This window comes from Pseudomonas sp. 18058 (assembly GCF_902706155.1).
Taxonomy (GTDB): Bacteria; Pseudomonadota; Gammaproteobacteria; order Pseudomonadales; family Pseudomonadaceae; genus Aquipseudomonas; species Aquipseudomonas rustica.
Window position 1 is genome coordinate 1 of the sequence record NZ_CACSJY010000048.1, and the last position, 19516, is coordinate 19516.

A 19516-nucleotide genomic window follows, 5' to 3' on the forward strand; every position below is an offset into this window, starting at 1 on the left:
CGCGAAAGCGGTGTATCAGTCAATGATGATTTGAATGACACACCGCCTTCGCGAGCAAGCCCGCTCCCACATTGGGTTTTGTGTTGGCCTTATTATGGGTTACGCGCCAGATGCTCCGGCTGCAACACACGCTTCGCACTCAGATAAGCCTTCTGCCAATACGCCTTCGACAGGCTGTCCAGCTTCACCGTCCCACCCGTGGCCGGCGCATGCACGAAGCGTCCTTCGCCAACGTAAATCCCCGCATGACTAACCTGCGAACCACCATTGGTGGCGAAGAAGATCAGGTCGCCGGTCTGCAAGCCTTCCTTACCGACATTCGGTGCCTGCATCACGATCAGGTCGCGCGTGGTGCGTGGCAGGTTGATACCCGCCGCATCGCGATAAACAAAACCAATCAGGCCACTGCAATCAAATCCCGAATCCGGCGTATTGCCGCCCCAGCGATACGGCGTGCCGACCAGGCCGAGCGCGCGGAACAGCACGTCTTCAGCAGCAGGCGAAAAAGATTCTGAGGGGGCGAACACGATCGGGGCGCGAACCACCGGCGCAGGCGGCGGTGTGCGACTGGCGCAAGCGCTGAGCAGCGCTGCGAAGGCGATCAAAACGAGGCGGGCCGACGTGGTCATAAGCAGAACATCCTGATCTGGCTGCGGCTAATTCTGCCGAATGGGCAGAAAACAAAACCGCCTGCGTACGCACGCAGGCGGTTTGCCATCAATATAGATTCAGGATTCTAGCGGCTACGCGGCAAACTTCAAGTAAGACTTTAACTTCACCTTGTAAAGTATAGGTCTACTCCCTTGCCGGGAACCGTTTTGTCGCCGCGAACGCGGCGACAACGGGGGGAATTACTTGCGAGCGGTGACCACGGTCGGGGCCATGGCGAGTGCACGCTTGGCTTCGATGAAGGTCTTGCTCCAGTAGCTGTCACCGAGGTTGTCGATGCGAACACCGCCGCTACGACGACTGCTGGAGTGAATGAACTGGTTGTCGCCCAGGTAGATCCCGGCGTGACTGACACGACCGCGACGACCATTGGTGGCGAAGAACAGCAGATCGCCCGGCTCCAGATCGCTACGCGAGACCAGTGGTGCGTCTACGTTGATCATTTCGCGGGTGGAGCGCGGCAGGTTCATGCCAGCTTCTTCGCGGAACAGGTAACCGATGAAACCGCTGCAGTCGAAACCGGCTTCAGAGGTACCGCCGAAACGGTAACGGGTACCGATCAGGGACATGCCGCGCTCGAGAATGCTGTCGGCCAGAACCGGCAATTCATACGGCTTGCTGCCGCTGAAGTCTGCGAGTTCTTTTTCGGTAGCCAGCTCTTCCTGATAAATAACGGAAGACTGAGCAGTGGAAGAATTTTTAACCTGTTGAGGCTGCTCTTGAACTGGAGAATGAGCAGCGCAACCGTACAACAGGGTGACGAGTGCGAGAGGCACGAGGGGTGCGAAGCGCTTTAGCATGGGCACGACCGTGGCTGATAGTTGTAAAGAAGCCGAGACTATGCCCGCTATCAACCTCATTTGCAAATTCAATCGATCTTTTTGTGACTTCTCGGTTTCTCGTTTACATCTAAGCGCTTAAGCCCATTTCACTCGTTACGCGGCCTGCACCCGGTGCAGGAAAGCGCTTTTTCTGACGCCTGAAATATGCCGAAAAGTGCTCAAAGCCGCAGAGACAAAGGGCTGGCTACCAACCGAGAGTTTCTTTAAGGAAGGGAATTGTCAGCTTGCGCTGAGCTTGCAGCGAGGCCTGATCGAGCTGTTCAAGCAGGTCAAACAACGCGCTCATGCTGCGGGTACCGCGAGTCAAAATGAAATGCCCGACTTCATCGGTCAGGTGCAGACCGCGACGCGATGCGCGCAATTGCAGGGCACGTAATTTGTCTTCATCGGAGAGAGGACGCATCTGGAAAATCAGCGCCAGGGTCAGGCGCGATTTGAGGTCTGCCAGTTTGACCGGCAATTCACGTGGCGAGGTTGCCGCCGCAATCAACAACCGTCGACCGCTGTCACGCAAGCGGTTGAACAGGTGAAACATCGCCTCTTCCCAGTCAGCCTTGCCGGCAATCACCTGCAAATCATCCAGGCAAACCAGTTCGTACTGTTCAAGGTTGTCGAGGATTTCCACACCGCGATCCATCAACTCGGCCAACGGCAGGTACACCGCCGGTTCGCCCATCTGTTCGAAGCGCAGACACGCAGCCTGCAACAGATGCGTACGCCCTACCCCGTGCTTGCCCCAAAGATAAATCAGGCTTTCGGTCCAGCCGGCGTCGGCTTCGCATAGGCGCTCGACATAGCCGAGTGCAGCGGCATTGGCGCCTGGGTAGTAGTTGATAAAGGTGGCGTCGTCACGCAGACGCACACCTAGGGGCAGCTGAATCGGTTTCATGCTGACTGAACAGTTCTCAAGGAACCGTTAGTGGCCTCTGTGTAAAGTTTGCGAAGTTTATACCCGTGAGGCGGAGCGCACAATGCGGCAGACCCCAAGCAAAATCAAAGGTTTGCGTTAACACCCTGGTTTTATGACAGTTTCTCTGACGCGACCACCTGCATGACACGGGCCAACCCGGCGCACCGCCGGGCTGTCCGTCGTGATTACAACTCCGGCTCATCCACTCCGCTGTACATATCAGAGTCTTTATACAAATCGTGCATATGGCGCACCAAGACCATGATCACCGCTGCCACCGGCAGCGCCAGCAGCACACCGGTAAAACCAAACAGCTCGCCACCGGCCAGAATCGCGAAGATCACCGCCACCGGGTGCAGGCCGATGCGGTCGCCGACCAGCAATGGCGTCAGCACCATACCTTCCAGTGCCTGACCGACCATGAACACTGCGACGATGCCGACCATCGGGTACAGATCGCCACCGAACTGGAACAACCCGGCAATCAGCGCCGCACCGATACCAATCACGAAGCCCATATAAGGCACGATCGCCGCCAGACCCGCGATCAGGCCGATCAACAGCCCCAGCTCCAGACCGACGATCATCAGGCCCGCCGCATAAATCACGCCCAGCGCCAGCATCACCAGCAACTGGCCACGCACAAACGCGCCCAGCACCTCATGACATTCGCCAGCCAACGCTACCACGCGCTCTTCACGATCACGCGGCAGCAGGCTGCGGATCTTGGCCATCATCACGTCCCAGTCGCGCAGCAAGTAGAAACTCACCACCGGGATCAGCACCAGATTCGCCAACAGACCGATCAACGCCAGACTCGACGCCGTGGCCTGACTCAGCACCACACTGACGATGTCGGTGGTCTGGCCCATGTGTTCGCTGATGGCCGCTTTGACCTTGTCGAACTTCCAGAAGCCGTCCGACAGCCCAAGCTTCGCCTGCGCCCACGGCAGCGCCGTGTGTTGCAGCCAGTCGAGCATTTGCGGCGCCAGTTCGTACAAACGCAGCAACTGCTTGGCGAGCATCGGTACCAGCACCAGCAACAGCGTGGTGACGATCAGGGTGAATAAAGCAAACACCGCGATCACGCCCCACGTACGCGACAGCCCGAGCTTCTCCAGGCGATCCACCAGCGGATCGAACAGATACGCGAGCAGCAGCGCCACCAGAAACGGCGTGAGGATCGGGTGCAGCAACCATACAAACGCGCAAAGCAGGACAACCCCACCGAGCCAGAACCAACGCCGCGTATCGGCCATGAACCACTCCTGCTTCTATATAAGGAAAGACTTACCAGCGAAACCGTAACGACGGTGCTGCCGGTGTCGGGGCCGGAGCCGCGACCGGTGCTGCACCTGCCACCGCAGGCTGCGGCGGCGCGACCGGTGCAGGCGCCTCGGCCGGCAATTCCTGCAACTTCGCCAGCGACAACTGCGCGCGCATCTGGTCGGCACTGCCATTGACCCGATAGACGATGCGATCGCCATCGACACTCTGCAGACGCACGCCGAACGGTTCGAGTAACCGCAACAGCGCCGCATAATGCTCAAGATTCATGCCCTGCACTTCCAGAGTCTGCTGCCCCGACGCACCAGGCTTGGCAACAAAACGTGGCGCCAGACGCTCAGCCACCGCCAGCATCACCGCATCGGCGACGGCAGCCTGATCGGCGCCCTGCACCGTGCCGGCCTCTTTCTGCTCACCCAGCCACAAATGCCATTTCGCCTGCCACTGCCCGCCTTCTTCGCGCGCATGCACGGCCAGCAAGGCATCGGCGTTGTAGCGTTCGGAAACCCCGCGCAACGGCCCCGGATCCGTACCCTCCAGCGCCGGCGCAGTCGCGACCAGTTGTTCACTCAGATCCGCCAACGGCAAACGCAGCGGCAAACCACGATGCTGAGCCGCCACACGCAATGGCCCGGCAGTCGATTGACCATCACCCACCAGATACGTGCCGTCCGCTGATTCGTTCAGCCACCAGCTCAGGATCGACGGCCGACTGGCGCCCCACATCGACAGCCCGGCGCGGCGTAAAGCCTGCTCGGTAGCGTTCGGATCGAAGTTGACCTTGAGCACCTCCGGCGGCCCGGCGTCAAAGCCGAACTGAGTGATGATCTGCTGCGGATTCTTGCGAATATCCGCCAGTCCGGGATTTTGCGCAGCTTTCGGGTCACCGGTCAGGCGCAACACCAACGTGTCCAGCGCTGCCTGAGCGGCGCGATCACGCTCCTCCGGCGCCTGGCTGGTGACCGGCTGACTGACTTGATAGAGACCTTTGAGGTTTTCGGCATGACTCGCCAGGCTGACCACAGACAAACAACCCACAACCAACAATTTACGAAAAAGCATGGAAAATTCCCGTCGACAGGAGCGGCTGGAACAGGCCGCGTGAACCGGTTAAGCAAGGCTGTGACCCTTGACCCTCGCAAAACATTCACACGGCGGCGGTAAGTTTTTACGTAGTGATAACGATAGACGGTTAATTGCCACACCTTATACAGGCAGTGATACGCCTTAATTGCAAAAAATTTCCCGAGATAATGGCCCTGCCCGTCGGTGCGAGGATGGCCGCTGCCCCTCAAGCCTGATAAAATCGCGCGCCTTCGCAGACCGGCAACAGCCGGGCCCCTCGAAACTCGCGTGAGGCACTCGCCCCCTCGATTTCGATGTTCCCGCTGAACTCGGTCGTTACCCCTGAATCCCCTCCCCTAAAGGCCTGGATCATGAGCAAGCAACCCTCCCTGAGCTACAAGGACGCCGGTGTAGACATCGACGCCGGTGAAGCATTGGTCGAACGCATCAAGAGCGTCGCCAAGCGCACTGCGCGCCCGGAAGTCATGGGCGGCCTGGGCGGTTTCGGCGCCCTCTGCGAAATCCCGGCCGGCTACAAGCAGCCAGTGCTGGTTTCCGGCACCGACGGCGTCGGCACCAAGCTGCGTCTGGCGCTGAACCTGAACAAGCACGACAGCATCGGCATCGACCTGGTCGCCATGTGCGTCAACGACCTGGTGGTGTGCGGCGCTGAGCCACTGTTCTTCCTCGACTACTACGCCACCGGCAAACTCAATGTCGAGACCGCGACTCAAGTGGTTACCGGCATCGGCGCTGGCTGCGAACTGTCGGGTTGCTCGCTGGTTGGCGGCGAAACCGCTGAAATGCCAGGCATGTACGAAGGCGAAGACTACGACCTGGCCGGCTTCTGCGTCGGCGTTGTGGAAAAAGCTGAAATCATCGACGGTTCGAAAGTCGCCACCGGTGACGCACTGATCGCGCTGCCATCGTCCGGCCCGCACTCGAACGGCTACTCGCTGATCCGCAAGATCATCGAAGTCTCCGGTGCCGACATCGAAAACATCCAGCTCGACGGCAAACCGCTGACCGACCTGCTGATGGCCCCGACCCGCATCTACGTGAAGCCGCTGCTCAAGCTGATCAAAGACACCGGCGCCGTCAAAGCCATGGCCCACATCACCGGTGGCGGCCTGCTCGACAACATCCCGCGCGTTCTGCCAAAAGGCGCTCAGGCTGTTGTTGACGTCGCCAGCTGGACTCGCCCGGCCGTGTTCGACTGGCTGCAAGCGCAAGGCAACGTTGACGAAACCGAGATGCACCGCGTACTGAACTGCGGCGTTGGCATGGTCATCTGTGTGGCTCAGGAGCACGTTGAAGTCGCCCTGAACACCCTGCGTGACGCTGGCGAGCAGCCTTGGGTGATCGGTCAGATCGCTGCTGCTGCCGAAGGCGCAGCTCAGGTTGATCTGCAGAACCTTAAGGCTCATTAATGTCCGCACCCTGTGATGTCGTGGTGCTGTTGTCCGGCACCGGCAGTAACTTGCAGGCTTTGATCGACAGCACGCGAGCCGGCGACAGCCCGGTTCGCATCGCTGCGGTGATTTCCAACCGCGCCGACGCGTACGGCCTGCAACGCGCCAGTGACGCGGGTATCGCTACCCGCTCGCTGGATCACAAGGCATTCGAAGGTCGCGAGGCCTTCGATGCTGCACTGATCAAACTGATCGACGAATTCCAACCTAAACTCGTGGTACTGGCCGGTTTCATGCGCATTCTCAGCGCTGATTTCGTTCGCCATTACCAAGGGCGCCTGCTCAACATCCATCCGTCGCTGCTACCCAAATACAAAGGGTTACACACTCATCAGCGCGCGCTGGAAGCCGGCGACACGGAGCACGGCTGCTCCGTGCACTTCGTCACCGAGGAACTCGATGGCGGACCACTGGTCGTACAGGCATTAATACCGGTAGAGTTGCACGATTCGCCGCAGAGTCTGGCGCAGCGGGTACACGTTCAGGAACACCTGATCTACCCGATGGCCATACGCTGGTTTGCTGAAGGCCGGCTGGCCCTCGGTACGGACGGTGCTTTACTGGATGGCCAGTTACTCGCGGCCAGCGGCCACTTGATTCGACACTAGGAGATTTTATGCGTCGCGCCCTGCTTCTCGCTTGCGCCTTGTTTGCCCTGCCCTTCGCACAGGCAGCAGACCTTCAACCGTTCTCCGCCAGCTACACCGCCGACTGGAAACAGCTGCCGATGAGCGGCACCGCCTCGCGCAGCCTGACCAAGGAAGCCAACGGCGTCTGGAAACTCAGCTTCAAGGCATCGATGATGATCGCCAGCCTGAGCGAAGAAAGCACCCTGACCCTGGACAAGGACACCTTGCTGCCACAGTCCTACCACTTCGAACGTGGCGGTCTGGGCAAAGCGAAAAAGGCTGACCTGGACTTCGACTGGGCCAACAAACTGGTGACCGGCACTGATCGCGGCGACGCCGTGAAGATTCCGCTGAACCGTGGCATGGTCGACAAATCCACCTACCAACTGGCGCTGCAGCACGACGTGGCTGCCGGCAAGAAAAGCATGAGCTATCAGGTGGTTGATGATGGCGAGGTCGATACCTACGACTTCCGCGTGCTGGGTTCGGAGAAAGTCGAAACCAAGGCTGGCCAGATCGATGCGATCAAGGTCGAGCGCGTTCGCGATCCGACACAAAGCAAGCGCATCACCGTCCTGTGGTTCGCCAAGGATTGGGATTACCTGCTGGTTCGCCTGCAACAGGTTGAAACCGACGGCAAGGAGTACAACATCATGCTCCTCGACGGCACGGTCAACGGCAAAGCCGTTAAAGGCAGCTGATTCGACGCACGATGAAAGAGCCCCGCGAGATGCGGGGCTTTTTTTTGCTGGCAACTTGCGCCTCTGTAGGAGCTGCGGCACGCTGCGATCTTTTGATCCTGATCTTAAAAAATCAACATCAAAAGATCGCAGCCTCGTTTCACTCGACAACTCCTACAGGGGTAATTTCAGACAGAAAACTTCGCCACCATGCTGTTCAAATCCACTGCCAACCGCGACAACTCCTGACTCGCCGCGCTTGTCTGATTCGCCCCTGCCGACGTCTGCATCGCCAGATCACGAATGTTCATCAGATTACGATCCACCTCCCGCGCCACCGCCGCCTGCTCCTCCGACGCACTGGCGATGACCAAATTGCGTTCATTGATCAGCGTAAACGCCGAGGCAATCTCCTCCAGCGCCACTCCGGCAGCTTTCGCCAGCTCCAGTGTCGAACGCGCCCGGACATTACTCTGCTGCATCGAATTAACCGCCGAATCGGTGCCCTGCTGAATCCCGCCGATCATCTGCTCGATCTCGTGCGTCGATTGCTGCGTGCGATGCGCCAGTGCGCGCACTTCATCCGCCACTACCGCAAACCCTCGCCCGGCATCACCGGCCCGCGCTGCTTCAATCGCCGCGTTCAGCGCGAGCAAATTGGTCTGCTCGGCAATCGAGCGAATCACGTCCAGCACCTTGCTGATGCCATGCACCTTGTCCGCCAGATTCTCGACCTGCGTGGCATTGTTGGTCACGTCTTCAGCGAGAAACTCAATCGACGACACGGTCTGCTGCACCTGTTCACGCCCATGCTGAGCAATGCGATCCGATTCACGCGAAGCTTCGGACGTCGCCACCGCATTGCTGGCAACCTCCTCAACCGCTGCCGTCATCTGATTCACCGCCGTCGCCGCCTGTTCGATTTCCAGACTCTGCTGATGCAACCCGCGCGTAGCGTCTTCCGTGACGCAGCTCAGCTCTTCCGAGGCCGAGGCGAGTTGGCTGGAGGATTCGGAAATTCGCCGGATCGTGTCGCGCAAGTTGTGCTGCATGCTTTGCAACGCTTGCAGCAGCCGCGCCGGTTCATCCTTGCCGCTGATAGTGATGTCGCCGGTCAGGTCGCCAGCAGCGACCACTTCCGCCACTCCAAGCGATTGCGCCAGCGGCAGCACGATGCTGCGCGTCAGCATCACCGCGAGACCGATGGTGATCAGCGCGGTAATGCCGATCATCACCCCGACCCACACCCGCGAATTGGTGAACACCAGCCGAGCGGCCTCGGTGGCGAGATTGGCGTTGTGCTTATTCAGCTCGACCAGCTCACGCAGAATGACTGCGATTTTATCGGCCAATGGACTCATCTGGCCGTTGAGAATGCTCGCCGCCTCTTCCACGCGGTTCTGCGCGGACAGCTGCATGACTTGCGCCTGATATTCCAGGTATTTGTGTTCGGCGACCTTGAAGCGGTCAAACAACGAGCGCTCCTCCGGCAGAACAATCAGCACGTCATAAGTTTGCTGGGCTTCGCTGAGCACGTCGCGCAGCTCATTGAGCTTGGCGACGTTCTGCTCAAGCGCCTGCGGATCGCGATTGAGCAGCAGGCGCATGGTCAGTGCACGCAGGCGCAGCATGTCCTGACTCATTTCGCCGACCGCCATCACACTGGGCAGCCAGTTGTTATCGACCTCGTCGGATTGCGCACGCATGTTCGCCATTTGCAGCAGGGCGAACGCCCCAAGGGCAAACACCATCAGCGCCAACAGGCCAAAACCCAGACCGGCGCGCGGGGCAATATTGAGACTACGGATACTCATTGCTCTGGTTCCTTCCAAAAGCGCTGCATCAACCCTGCAGCTGGTTGCTTTAGAAGGTATCGGCCCTTTGCGAATTTGCGTAAGACGAAATGGTGATATCAAAACGCCTTAATACTTCGAACGCTTGGCAATAACGTTTCAGCGATCAATACCTGACTTGGGCGAAGTTTTCGGCAGGATCGCGAGGAAGTTATCCCGCGCGACTTTATGCGCGACCTCTGTAGGCAATGCGTCGAGGAACGGATTGAAGCTGTGCATTTCCTTGCCCAGCTTGTTGAAACGCCCTACGACGTCCGAGCCCAGCATGAAGCGCTCAGGGTAGCGCTCGACCAGCGCCAGCCACTCTTTGCGCGGCGTGCCCTGTTCATCCAGCAGATACGGGGTGAGCATGCTCCACGAAAGGTCGATATACAGATTCGGATAGGCCTCCAGCATGCGCGTCAGCGTTGGCAGCAAGAAATCCATCTGTGTCTGATGCCGATGAATCTCGGCGCTGGTGCCGGCGTGCGCCCAGATAAACCGGGTGTGCGGGTGGTTGCGCAGCGGTTCTTCGACTTCCGACAGATAAAGCGGATTTTTCTCACGCTTGGAGGTGATGTTCGAGTGCAACATTACCGGCAAATCGTTCTCGGCGGCCAGGTGATAGATCTTGGTCATCGCCTCATTGTTGGCGCGCGGGGTGTCGCCGGAGGTCAGCGCCGTCAGGTCATCATGACGGGTAAACACTTCGCCAATGCCCTGCCACAGCCCCGGGTACAGATCGAGCATGCGCTGAATGTGCGCGGCGGAGTTCTTGTCGTTCGGATTGAAGCCGGAGAGGAATGGATGAAAGTACGGCCGCAGCTCAGCAGGCAGTTTTTGCACGGCATCGGCGACGATCACATCAGTGGCGCTGTACCAATAGGCATCGGCGTCATCACCGGCGTAATAGCGTGGACGTTTCGGTTCATCTTCGTGCCATTTCTTCGCCACCGGAATGCCGGAAATCATCACGTGCTCGACGGAATTTTCTTTCATCGCTGTCAGCAATTTCGGCATGCCAGCGGTTTCCTGGAAAAAATCCACGTAATGCAGGTGCGCATCGCTGTAGGTGTAATCCCGCGCATGGGCGGCACCGGCAATCAGCAACAGGCTGGCAAGACTCAAACGAAACAAGGACACAAGTAATCTCCGGCAGGTAGGCACAGACTAGACCCCAGCGCAGCCACCGGGGTTCAGCCAGCCGGAAAGTGAAACGTTCAGCGGCGACAATGCTCTATAACTGCAAGATCCTTTTTGATCGAAGTACTATTTCCCACCGATAGCGAGGTTCACATGACCATCACCGTCAATACCGTCTCTGCCGAAGGTTTCCGTCACTCCGTAAAAATCGATGATCTGGAATTGTTCACCGACGTCCCGGCAGCTGCCGGCGGTGAAGGCACGGCGCCAGAGCCGCACGATTATTTCGACGCCGCGCTGGGCGCCTGCAAAGCCCTGACCCTGAAAATGTACGCGAAAAAGAAAGACATCCCGCTGACCGGTGTGGGCGTCGACGTCAAACGCGCCAACAGCGAAGAGCAGAAAGGTAAATACGTCCTGCACGTCACCCTCACCCTCAAAGGCGTGCTCACCGATGCTCAACGTGAAGAACTGCTGCGCGTCGCCGACCGCTGCCCGATTCACAAGCTGATGACCACCAGCGACGTCACCATCGAAACCCACGCGCCACAAGGCTTCGACAGCCAGTAACCCTCCTGATGCCAGCGGCGGGTTATGCTTCTGGCATCACCCGCTCAGCCTGGAATGCACCATGGACACGCAACCTCTGATCATCCGCCCGCGCGCCGAAGACGTCGAAGGCCAGCCGATTCTGCGCCCGTTGCCGTCAGCCAAATGCCGCAGCGTCGGGCCATTCGTGTTTTTTGACCACATGCTCGAGACGGTTTATCCGACGGGCAAAGGCATGAACATCCGACAGCACCCGCACATCGGTCTGTCGACCCTCACCTACTTGTTCCAGGGGCAGATCCAGCACAAGGACAGCCTCGGCTCCGACCAGGTGGTCAGCGCCGGCGATGTCAGCTGGATGACCGCCGGCAGCGCGATCGCCCACGTTGAGCGCACGCCGGAGCCGTTTTGGGAACAGAGCTTCACGATGCACGGCTTGCAGATCTGGCTGGCCTCGCCCAAGGATCACGAACAAGGCCCGGGGCATTACAGCCATCACCCGGCGGCGACGTTGCCGGTCAGCGATAACCTTGGTGTGCAGATTCGCATGATTGCCGGGTCAGGCTTTTGCCTGGAATCACCGGTGCCGGTGCTTTCTCCTACGTTATATGCCGAAGTACAGATGCAAACGGCGACCACCCTGCTGATCCCGACTGAGCATGAAGAACGGGCGGTGTATGTGTTGAGTGGGGATGCGCAATTGAACGGCGAAGCGATTGAGCCGCATGCGTTGGTGATGTTGCCGGCGGGGGAAGAGATGAGTTTGTTTGCCGAGAGTGATGTGCACGCCGTGGTGTTTGGCGGCGCGCCACTGGACGGGCCTCGGCGAATCAACTGGAATTTTGTCGCGAGCGATCCGGCGGCGATCGATGAAGCACGGCGTAAATGGGCGGCCGGGGATTGGCCGACGGTGCCGGGGGAAGTTGAGCGGATTGAATTGCCGCGTTAAAAAGCTACCCTCACCCCAGCCCTCTCCCGGAGGGAGAGGGAGCCGATCGAGGTGTCTGGCGTCATACATTGACCTGAAAAATCTTGGCGATTATGGATTCAGCACAGCCCTTTCAGATCGGCGTAACCCTCAAGCATCCCCCAATCAGTCCCCTCTCCCTCCGGGAGAGGGTTAGGGTGAGGGGCTTTTCGCTTTTCAGCCCTTGAACACTTCATCCAGCAAATCATGCATCGACTTGAACGCGCGCTTGGCCGTCTTCTCGTCGTACATCATCTTGCCCGGCACATTCGCATGCGGGTCAGTAAACGAGTGCACCGCACCGCCGTAGCTGAGCAACTGCCAATCGACATTCGCCGCGTTCATCTCATCTTCAAACGCCGGCAATTGCTCTTTCGGCACCAATGGATCAGATGCACCGTGCAGCACCAATACCGAGCCCTTGATATTCTGCGCATCCGCCGGGTTCGGCGAATCGAGCGTGCCATGGAACGACACCGCCGCCTTCACCGGCGCACCGGTGCGCGCCAGATCCAGTGCACAGCAACCGCCAAAGCAGAAACCGAACACCGCCAGTTTCGAGGTATCAACCGCCGCCTCGCCCTGCTTCTGCAACTGCTCGAACGCCGCCTGCATCCGCGTACGCAGCAGTGCGCGATCATCCTTCAGCGGCATCATCGCCGCACCCGCCTGATCAGCGTTCTGTGGACGCACGGCCTGACCATAGACGTCAGCAATCAACACCACGTAGCCCTTGGCCGCCACCGACTTGGCGATTTCTTCCGCGCCCGCGCTGACGCCCATCCAGTTCGGCGCCATCAACAAACCCGGACGCGCGCCTTTGTGCTCGGCGTCGAACGCCAGACGACCTTCATAAGGCTGGCCGTCAATCTGATAGACCACGGAACGTACTGTGACTTGGCTCACTTCTGACTCCTGATTTGCTAAACACCAGAATGAAAAAACCCGCCGAAGCGGGTTTTTCTACGACTTGGTTAAACCGACAGCTCAACCAGCAGCTTGTTCAGACGGCGCACGTAAGCAGCCGGATCCTTCAAGCTGTCACCAGCCGCCAATGCTGCCTGATCGAAAAGGATGTGCGACAGGTCGCCAAAACGCTCTTCGCTCTGCTCGCCGTCGAGTTTCTCGATCAGCGGGTGGCTCGGGTTGAATTCGAAGATCGGCTTCGAATCCGGCACCTTCTGCCCGCTGGCTTCGAGGATCTGACGCATTTGCAGACCCAGATCCTGCTCGCCGATGGCCAGAATGGCCGGCGAATCGGTCAGACGATGGGAAACCCGGACTTCCGCCACGGAATCGCCCAGCGCGGTTTTCAGACGCTCAACCAGACCTTCTTTGGACTTGGCGACTTCTTCTGCAGCTTTCTTGTCCTCTTCCGAGTCCAGGTTGCCCAGATCGAGGTCACCGCGTGCCACGTCGACAAAAGTCTTGCCGTCGAACTCGCTGAGGTAGCTCATCAGCCACTCGTCGATGCGGTCGGTCAGCAGCAACACTTCGATGCCTTTCTTGCGGAAGACTTCCAGGTGCGGGCTGTTCTTGACCTGCGCGTAGGTTTCGCCGGTGAGGTAGTAGATCTTATCCTGACCTTCCTTGGCGCGGGCCAGGTAGTCGGCCAGACCGACGATCTGCTCGCCGTCGTCGCCGTTGGTCGATGCGAAACGCAGCAGACCGGCAATTTTCTCCTTGTTGGCGAAGTCTTCTGCCGGGCCTTCTTTCATGACCTGACCGAAGTTCTTCCAGAAGCCTTTGTATTGCTCAGGCTCGTTTTTCGCCAGTTTTTCCAGCATGTCCAGCACGCGCTTGGTCAGCGCGGTTTTCATCGAATCGATGATCGGGTCTTTCTGCAGGATCTCACGCGACACGTTCAGCGACAGGTCGTTGGAATCGACCACGCCTTTGATGAAGCGCAGGTACAGCGGCAGGAACGACTCGGCCTGATCCATGACAAACACGCGTTGCACGTACAGCTTCAGGCCTTTCGGCGCTTCACGCTGGTACAGGTCGAACGGTGCGCGGGCCGGCACGTAAAGCAGCGAGCTGTATTCGAGCTTGCCTTCGACTTTGTTGTGGCTCCAGGCCAGCGGGTTTTCAAAGTCGTGAGCGATGTGTTTGTAGAACTCCTGGTATTCCTCGTCCTTCACTTCAGTGCGAGGGCGAGTCCACAGGGCGCTGGCGCGGTTGACGGTTTCCCACTCGGCCGCTGGTGTTTCTTCACCTTCAGCAGGTGCCACTTCTTTCGGCAGCTCGATTGGCAGCGCGATGTGATCGGAGTACTTCTTGATGATGTTGCGCAGACGCCAGCCATCGGCGAATTCGTCTTCAGCCGCTTTCAGGTGCAGAACGATACGGGTGCCGCGCTCTGGCTTGTCGATGTTCGCAACTTCGAACTCGCCCTCGCCTTTCGACGACCAGTGCACGCCTTCGCTGGCTGGAGTGCCGGCGCGACGGGAGTACACGTCAACCTGGTCGGCAACGATGAACGCGGAGTAGAAACCGACACCGAACTGACCGATCAGGTGCGAATCTTTCTTCTGATCGCCGGAAAGGTTTTTCATGAAATCGGCAGTGCCGGATTTGGCGATGGTACCCAGGTGGGTGATCACATCGTCACGGTTCATGCCGATACCGTTGTCTTCGAGGGTGACGGTCTTGGCGTCTTTGTCGAAGCTCACACGGATTTTCAGATCAGCGCCACCTTCGAGCAACTCTGGCTTGGCCAGGGCTTCGAAGCGCAGCTTGTCGACAGCGTCAGAGGCGTTCGAGATCAATTCGCGAAGGAAAATTTCCTTGTTGGAATACAGCGAATGGATCATGAGGTGCAGCAGTTGCTTCACCTCGGTCTGGAAGCCCAGGGTTTCCTTTTGAGTTTCCACACTCATGGTCATCAAACTCCAATCAGATGGCAGTGGCCGCGACCCGAAATGGTCGGCGGCGGGTTGTCTTGTGAGTTTGGGGCGCTGTTCAGGATTTCAAGGGCTCATCAATTTTGAAGTGCGCGCGAGCGGTGGCAATCGGCTCGCCTTCGGTGCTTTGCCACGCCGTGATTGCGACATTGGCGACGCGACGCCCCTGCCGGCACACCTGACATTTGGCCCAGGTATCGCGAAATTGCCCGGCGCGCAGGTAATCGAGGGAGAAATCGATAATCTTCGGCACGCCCGGCGCTTCGGTGAAGATCAACAGGTGCAGCGCCGCAGCCAGTTCCATGAACCCGGCAATCACGCCGCCGTGGATCGCGGGCAGTAAAGGGTTACCAATGTTGTCCTTGTTCGCTGGCAGCTTGAACAGCAGTTCATCACCGACCCGCGAACATTCGACGCCGATCAAACCCGCGTAGGGAATCAGCTTCAACAGTGGCGCGTAATCACCTTGAGCGTGAGCGAGTTGCAGTTGCTGTTTCAGATCATCGCTCATTGCCCTGCTCCCTTGATCACGCCGCCGAAGCCTTTGGTGCCTTTCAAACCCTTGCCCATGCGCATAAAAGTGCCGACGACGTGGGCGATGGGTTGTGCAGGATCGTCCTGGTAGGCGAAACCGCGAGCAAAGATCACATCGGTGGTTACCCGGTAGCACTGGGCGAAGCCATAGACGTCTTTGTTCGGTTCGGCGGCGTGCATATAGTCGATGCGCAAATCGAGGGTCGGGCAGACTTCGAATTCCGGCAACACGCACAATGTCGACATCCCGCAAGCGGTGTCCATCAACGAGGTGATTGCCCCGCCGTGAATCACGCCGGTCTGCGGATTTCCGACAATTCGTGAGCTGTAAGGCAGGATCACCGTAAGCCCTTCGCTGGAGGCTTCATGTACCCGCAAACCCAGTACCTGACAGTGTCTTAACGCTGAAAGAAATCGCGTCGCGCGCTCAAAAACGGGGTTTTCAGCCATATGATAATTACTCTCGTTAAAGCAATTGGCCAGTAGTAGCCAACAGGCCAAAAGTTCCGTGGCAAAACAAACTTATATATCTGAAACAAATGAGGAACTTAACCTGTAGCGCAAAGCTCTTAAGGCCAGTAGTTATTTTCCATAAGGAGAAACACCCCATGCGTAAGACTTTTGCTATTGCCTTGATGTTGACCGCTTCCCTCGGTCTCGCTGCCTGCGATAAAAAATCCGAGGACAAAGCTCAAGATGCCAACCAACATGCTGAACAAGCTCAGCAAGACATGAACAAAGCTCAGGATAAAGTGAACGACGCTGCGAAAGAAAACGCCGAAGCTGCCAAAGCTCAGGCTGAATCGAACGCTGCCGCGCAAGACGAAGCTGCTAAAAAGCAATAATCTGCTTTTTACCGCTGAAAAAGGAAACCCGCCTAGTGCGGGTTTTCTTTTGTCCGGGATTTAACGGCAATGTCGCTTAAAGCAAGACAGTTCTAAAAGTCGGACTAATCATCAGCAGCAGTGAACACACTAAGCCGATGAGCCAGACCAGACTACGCAGCGCTGGCAGATCAGCCAGGTAGAACCACAAATAGACGATGCGGGCGATGACGAAGATGATCGCCAATGTATCGATCAGCCATCCTACCGTTTGCGTGGTGTGCGCCATTAACACACCCACGGCAAATAACATGAACGCTTCGATACTGTTCTGATGCGCCGCCAGCGCCCTCGCGCCGTAACCAGTCAGTTGCGCCTGTTGTTGGCGCGGCAAGTGGTTGTTGTAACCGCCCTGCTCTTTCATCGCCTTGGCCACTGGCATACGCGCCACATAAATCAGCAAAGCGCTGATAAACACACACCAGAACGGAATACTCATCAAGCGGCCTCTTTGTTCGCCTCGGGAATGGGCGCCTCTGTAGGGGTATAGACCATTACGTCGAGAACGTCGGAATGAAACTCGCGACGGTACAAGACCAGCACCACGCCAGTGCTCAACAACATGAACAGCCACGGGCTGACGAACCACGCGAGCATGGTCATGCCGAAGTAGTAAGAACGCAGACCGAAGTTGAACTGGTTGGCCGCCATCGAAATCACCCGCGCCGCCCGTGCCGCGAACGCTTTACGCTCCTGTTCGGAGACATGACGCTCGCCGATCATCGGCGCCGAACCGACCAGCACCGCCGCGAAGTTGTACTGGCGCATGCACCAACTGAAGGTAAAGAAGGCGTAGACGAACACCATCGCCAGGCACAGCAATTTGATTTCCGACATGCCCTGCGACGCTTGCTGCACCATCGGGATGTCCGCCAGCAACGACACCGCCCGCTCGGAGGCGCCGAGCACGGTGAGAATACCGGCTAGGATGATCAGCGTGCTCGAGGCGAAAAACGAGGCGTTGCGCTCCAGATTGCCGATCACACTGGCGTCGGCGATGCGGTTGTCGCGCAAGAGCATGCGGCGCATCCAGTCTTCGCGGTACAGGTGCAGCACGCTGGCCAGGCACGCGGTGTCGCGGCCCTTCCACGTGGCATAACGGGTGTAACCGCCCCAGCAGATGACAAACCAGCACGCGGCGAGCAAGTGGATCAGATTGGCCTGGATGAACGACATGCAATTCCCTTGAATACGTGAACTTGTAGGAGCAAAGCTTGCTCGCGAAAGCGGTGTTTCTGTCGACATCAATGTTGAATGTCAGATCGCTTTCGCGAGCAAGCTCTGCTCCTACATAAAAGCGATGCAGTGCTTCGACGTTAGTCTAGGGAAAAAGACACTGCCTGACGCCCATAAAAAATGCCCCGTATCGATTGATACGGGGCATTTCTGTTTAAGCGTTGAAGACCCGCTTATGGCGGGTCAGCCAACCTCAGGCAACCGCTTCGCTGCGCTTGCCCAGCAGGCGATCGCAAACCACTGCAACCACCAAAGTCATCACACACGGCACCAGCCACGCCAGACCTTGCTCGCTCAGCGGCAGGTGCGCCAGCTGCGTCGGCATCCAGTCAGCCAGACCCGCGCCTTTCAGTGCGTCGATGCTGCCGAACAAGAACGACACCAGCATCACCGGGCCGAGAATCCGACCGTGTTCATGCCAGAAGTCTTTGCAGAAGCTCAGCGCCACCAACACGATGCACGGCGGGTAGATCGCGGTGAGCACCGGAATGGAGAACGCGATCAGCTTGGTCAGACCGAGGTTGGACACCAGCAGCGAGAACGCCGCGAGGATGATCACCAGGGTCTTGTACGACAGTGGCAGCACACGACTGAAGTACTCGGCACAGGCGCAGGTCAGACCTACTGCCGTCACCAGGCACGCCAGCGAGATCAGTACCGCGAGGAAACCGCTGCCCAGCGAACCGAAGGTGTGTTGCACGTAAGCGTGCAAGACCGCCGCGCCGTTGGTTGCACCGACGGCCACTTCATGGCTGCCGGAACCCAGACGGAACAGGCTGATGTAGACCAGCGCCAGACCGACACCGGCAATCAAACCGGCGATGATCGCGTAACGGGTGATCAACTTCGGCGACTCGACGCCACGGGAGCGGATCGCGTTGACGATGACGATGCCGAACACCAGCGCGCCGAGGGTATCCATGGTCAGGTAACCATTGATGAAGCCCTGGGAGAACGGTGCCGCCACGTATTCCGGCGTACCGTGACCGACGTCACCCGCCGGCAAGGCGAATGCAGCGATACCGAGCACGGCCAGCGCGATGATCTTCAGCGGCGCGAGGAAACGGCCAACAGTGTCCAGCAAACGGCCCGGGTAGAGCGAGATGAAGAACACCAGCAGGAAGTACACCGAGCTGTAGAGGAACAGCGCCAGCGGGCTTTCGCCGGTCAACGGCGCCAAACCGACTTCGAAGGACACGGTGGCGGTACGCGGAGTGGCAAACAGCGGGCCGACGGCCAGATAGCACGCAGCCGCAAGAATGCCGCCCGCGACTTTACCGATCGGGCTGCTCAGCGCGTCCATCGACCCACCGACCTTGGCCAGTGCAACGACGGTGATCACCGGCAAACCCACTGCGGTGATCAGAAAACCCAGCGCAGCCATCCAGACGTGAGGTCCGGCCTGCAGGCCAACGATAGGCGGGAAGATAATGTTGCCGGCCCCAACGAACAGGGCAAATGTCATAAAGCCAAGTGCCAGGATGTCCTGACCTTTCAAAACTTTCATTAAGGTAATACCACACTACTGAATCGGAATTTAGAGGGGGATTGCCCTGTGTAATTAGGGAAATGCTGTCGATCCGTATGGGACTGACCCTTAAAGCGCGTTGCATGCCTTGTGGGCGGCAGACGCAAAAATGGCTGCTAGCCTAACGAATTTGGCCTGCAAACGCACTGTTAGAGGGCGAACTATCCGATACGCGACGTTTCTGTGTCGCGTTTACGTATCTATTTTTCGTTGGTACGGCAAAGATCAAAAGATCGCAGCCTTCGGCAGCTCCTACAGGGGATGACGGTTGCCGGCCATGAAGGCATTTCGATCGCCCCCCCCCAATGAAAACGCATTTCAATGTAGGAGCTGCCGCAGGCTGCGATCTTTTGATCTTCCAAATTGCAGAAACGACAAAGGCCACC

At 58.3% G+C, this 19516-nt stretch carries 20 protein-coding genes; 6 read left to right on the top strand and 14 right to left on the bottom strand.

Annotated features, from left to right (window positions below; translation table 11 throughout):
* Nucleotides 1-92: 92 nt before the first annotated feature.
* The 5 genes from GVL50_RS21925 to GVL50_RS21945 all read right to left on the bottom strand — a co-directional run bounded on the left by GVL50_RS21925 (nucleotide 93) and on the right by GVL50_RS21945 (nucleotide 4770).
* On the bottom strand, nucleotides 93-629 hold the full coding sequence (locus GVL50_RS21925; RefSeq protein ID WP_053118536.1) for a C40 family peptidase: 537 nt from the start codon (nucleotides 627-629) through the stop codon (nucleotides 93-95).
* A 222-nt stretch (nucleotides 630-851) separates the two neighbouring features.
* Nucleotides 852-1469 (bottom strand): C40 family peptidase, encoded by a 618-nt coding sequence (locus GVL50_RS21930; protein WP_053118534.1) that lies wholly within the window; start codon nucleotides 1467-1469, stop codon nucleotides 852-854.
* A 226-nt stretch (nucleotides 1470-1695) separates the two neighbouring features.
* Complete coding sequence (gene hda, locus GVL50_RS21935) at nucleotides 1696-2400, bottom strand: DnaA regulatory inactivator Hda (protein WP_034156234.1); 705 nt, start codon at nucleotides 2398-2400, stop codon at nucleotides 1696-1698.
* 206 nt (nucleotides 2401-2606) lie between these two features.
* The gene (locus tag GVL50_RS21940) at nucleotides 2607-3680 is read right to left on the bottom strand and encodes an AI-2E family transporter (RefSeq protein ID WP_053118532.1); all 1074 of its coding nucleotides are present in this window, start codon (nucleotides 3678-3680) and stop codon (nucleotides 2607-2609) included.
* A gap of 31 nt (nucleotides 3681-3711) precedes the next feature.
* Complete coding sequence (locus tag GVL50_RS21945; RefSeq protein ID WP_159815053.1) at nucleotides 3712-4770, bottom strand: DUF2066 domain-containing protein; 1059 nt, start codon at nucleotides 4768-4770, stop codon at nucleotides 3712-3714.
* Nucleotides 4771-5144: 374 nt separating this feature from the next.
* Between GVL50_RS21945 and purM the strand changes: the two genes are divergently transcribed.
* The 3 genes from purM to GVL50_RS21960 are packed head-to-tail and all read left to right on the top strand — an operon-like array spanning nucleotide 5145 to nucleotide 7575.
* Nucleotides 5145-6203 (top strand): phosphoribosylformylglycinamidine cyclo-ligase, encoded by a 1059-nt coding sequence (gene purM, locus GVL50_RS21950; RefSeq protein ID WP_159815054.1) that lies wholly within the window; start codon nucleotides 5145-5147, stop codon nucleotides 6201-6203.
* Nucleotides 6203-6853: a phosphoribosylglycinamide formyltransferase gene (gene purN / locus GVL50_RS21955; RefSeq protein ID WP_159815055.1), complete on the top strand. Its 651-nt coding sequence runs from the start codon at nucleotides 6203-6205 to the stop codon at nucleotides 6851-6853. Before purM ends, purN begins: the two co-directional genes overlap by 1 nt.
* A gap of 8 nt (nucleotides 6854-6861) precedes the next feature.
* Nucleotides 6862-7575 carry a DUF3108 domain-containing protein gene (locus GVL50_RS21960; protein WP_053118524.1) on the top strand — a complete coding sequence of 238 codons (714 nt, stop codon included), beginning with the start codon at nucleotides 6862-6864 and terminating at the stop codon, nucleotides 7573-7575.
* Nucleotides 7576-7742: 167 nt separating this feature from the next.
* On the opposite strand, the gene GVL50_RS21965 is transcribed toward GVL50_RS21960, so the two are convergent.
* Entirely contained in the window at nucleotides 7743-9368 is a 1626-nt protein-coding gene (locus tag GVL50_RS21965) for a methyl-accepting chemotaxis protein (protein WP_159815056.1), read from the bottom strand.
* 138 nt (nucleotides 9369-9506) lie between these two features.
* On the bottom strand, nucleotides 9507-10529 hold the full coding sequence (locus GVL50_RS21970) for an amidohydrolase family protein (protein WP_159815057.1): 1023 nt from the start codon (nucleotides 10527-10529) through the stop codon (nucleotides 9507-9509).
* 153 nt (nucleotides 10530-10682) lie between these two features.
* On the opposite strand from GVL50_RS21970, the gene GVL50_RS21975 reads away from it, so the two are divergent.
* Entirely contained in the window at nucleotides 10683-11099 is a 417-nt protein-coding gene (locus GVL50_RS21975; RefSeq protein WP_159815058.1) for an OsmC family protein, read from the top strand.
* Nucleotides 11100-11160: 61 nt separating this feature from the next.
* Nucleotides 11161-12027 carry a pirin family protein gene (locus tag GVL50_RS21980; protein WP_159815059.1) on the top strand — a complete coding sequence of 289 codons (867 nt, stop codon included), beginning with the start codon at nucleotides 11161-11163 and terminating at the stop codon, nucleotides 12025-12027.
* A gap of 195 nt (nucleotides 12028-12222) precedes the next feature.
* Here GVL50_RS21980 and GVL50_RS21985 read toward each other — a convergent pair whose 3' ends face one another.
* The 4 genes from GVL50_RS21985 to GVL50_RS22000 form a co-directional block, all read right to left on the bottom strand.
* Nucleotides 12223-12951, bottom strand: coding sequence for a dienelactone hydrolase family protein (locus GVL50_RS21985; RefSeq protein WP_159815060.1), 729 nt, complete (start codon nucleotides 12949-12951; stop codon nucleotides 12223-12225).
* A gap of 68 nt (nucleotides 12952-13019) precedes the next feature.
* Complete coding sequence (gene htpG, locus GVL50_RS21990) at nucleotides 13020-14924, bottom strand: molecular chaperone HtpG (RefSeq protein ID WP_053118568.1); 1905 nt, start codon at nucleotides 14922-14924, stop codon at nucleotides 13020-13022.
* 82 nt (nucleotides 14925-15006) lie between these two features.
* On the bottom strand, nucleotides 15007-15459 hold the full coding sequence (locus GVL50_RS21995) for a PaaI family thioesterase (RefSeq protein WP_053118509.1): 453 nt from the start codon (nucleotides 15457-15459) through the stop codon (nucleotides 15007-15009).
* On the bottom strand, nucleotides 15456-15932 hold the full coding sequence (locus GVL50_RS22000; protein WP_053118507.1) for a PaaI family thioesterase: 477 nt from the start codon (nucleotides 15930-15932) through the stop codon (nucleotides 15456-15458). Before GVL50_RS22000 ends, GVL50_RS21995 begins: the two co-directional genes overlap by 4 nt.
* A 158-nt stretch (nucleotides 15933-16090) precedes the next feature.
* Between GVL50_RS22000 and GVL50_RS22005 the strand changes: the two genes are divergently transcribed.
* Nucleotides 16091-16327 (top strand): hypothetical protein, encoded by a 237-nt coding sequence (locus tag GVL50_RS22005; RefSeq protein ID WP_053118505.1) that lies wholly within the window; start codon nucleotides 16091-16093, stop codon nucleotides 16325-16327.
* A gap of 76 nt (nucleotides 16328-16403) precedes the next feature.
* Here the strand turns inward: GVL50_RS22005 and GVL50_RS22010 are convergent, their stop codons facing one another.
* The 3 genes from GVL50_RS22010 to brnQ form a co-directional block, all read right to left on the bottom strand.
* Entirely contained in the window at nucleotides 16404-16805 is a 402-nt protein-coding gene (locus GVL50_RS22010) for an MAPEG family protein (protein ID WP_159815061.1), read from the bottom strand.
* Nucleotides 16805-17542, bottom strand: coding sequence for a DUF599 domain-containing protein (locus GVL50_RS22015; protein ID WP_159815062.1), 738 nt, complete (start codon nucleotides 17540-17542; stop codon nucleotides 16805-16807). The genes GVL50_RS22010 and GVL50_RS22015 overlap by 1 nt, the downstream gene beginning before the upstream one ends.
* A 253-nt stretch (nucleotides 17543-17795) precedes the next feature.
* Nucleotides 17796-19109, bottom strand: coding sequence for a branched-chain amino acid transport system II carrier protein (brnQ, locus tag GVL50_RS22020; protein ID WP_159815063.1), 1314 nt, complete (start codon nucleotides 19107-19109; stop codon nucleotides 17796-17798).
* Between the last annotated feature and the right edge of the window lie 407 nt (nucleotides 19110-19516).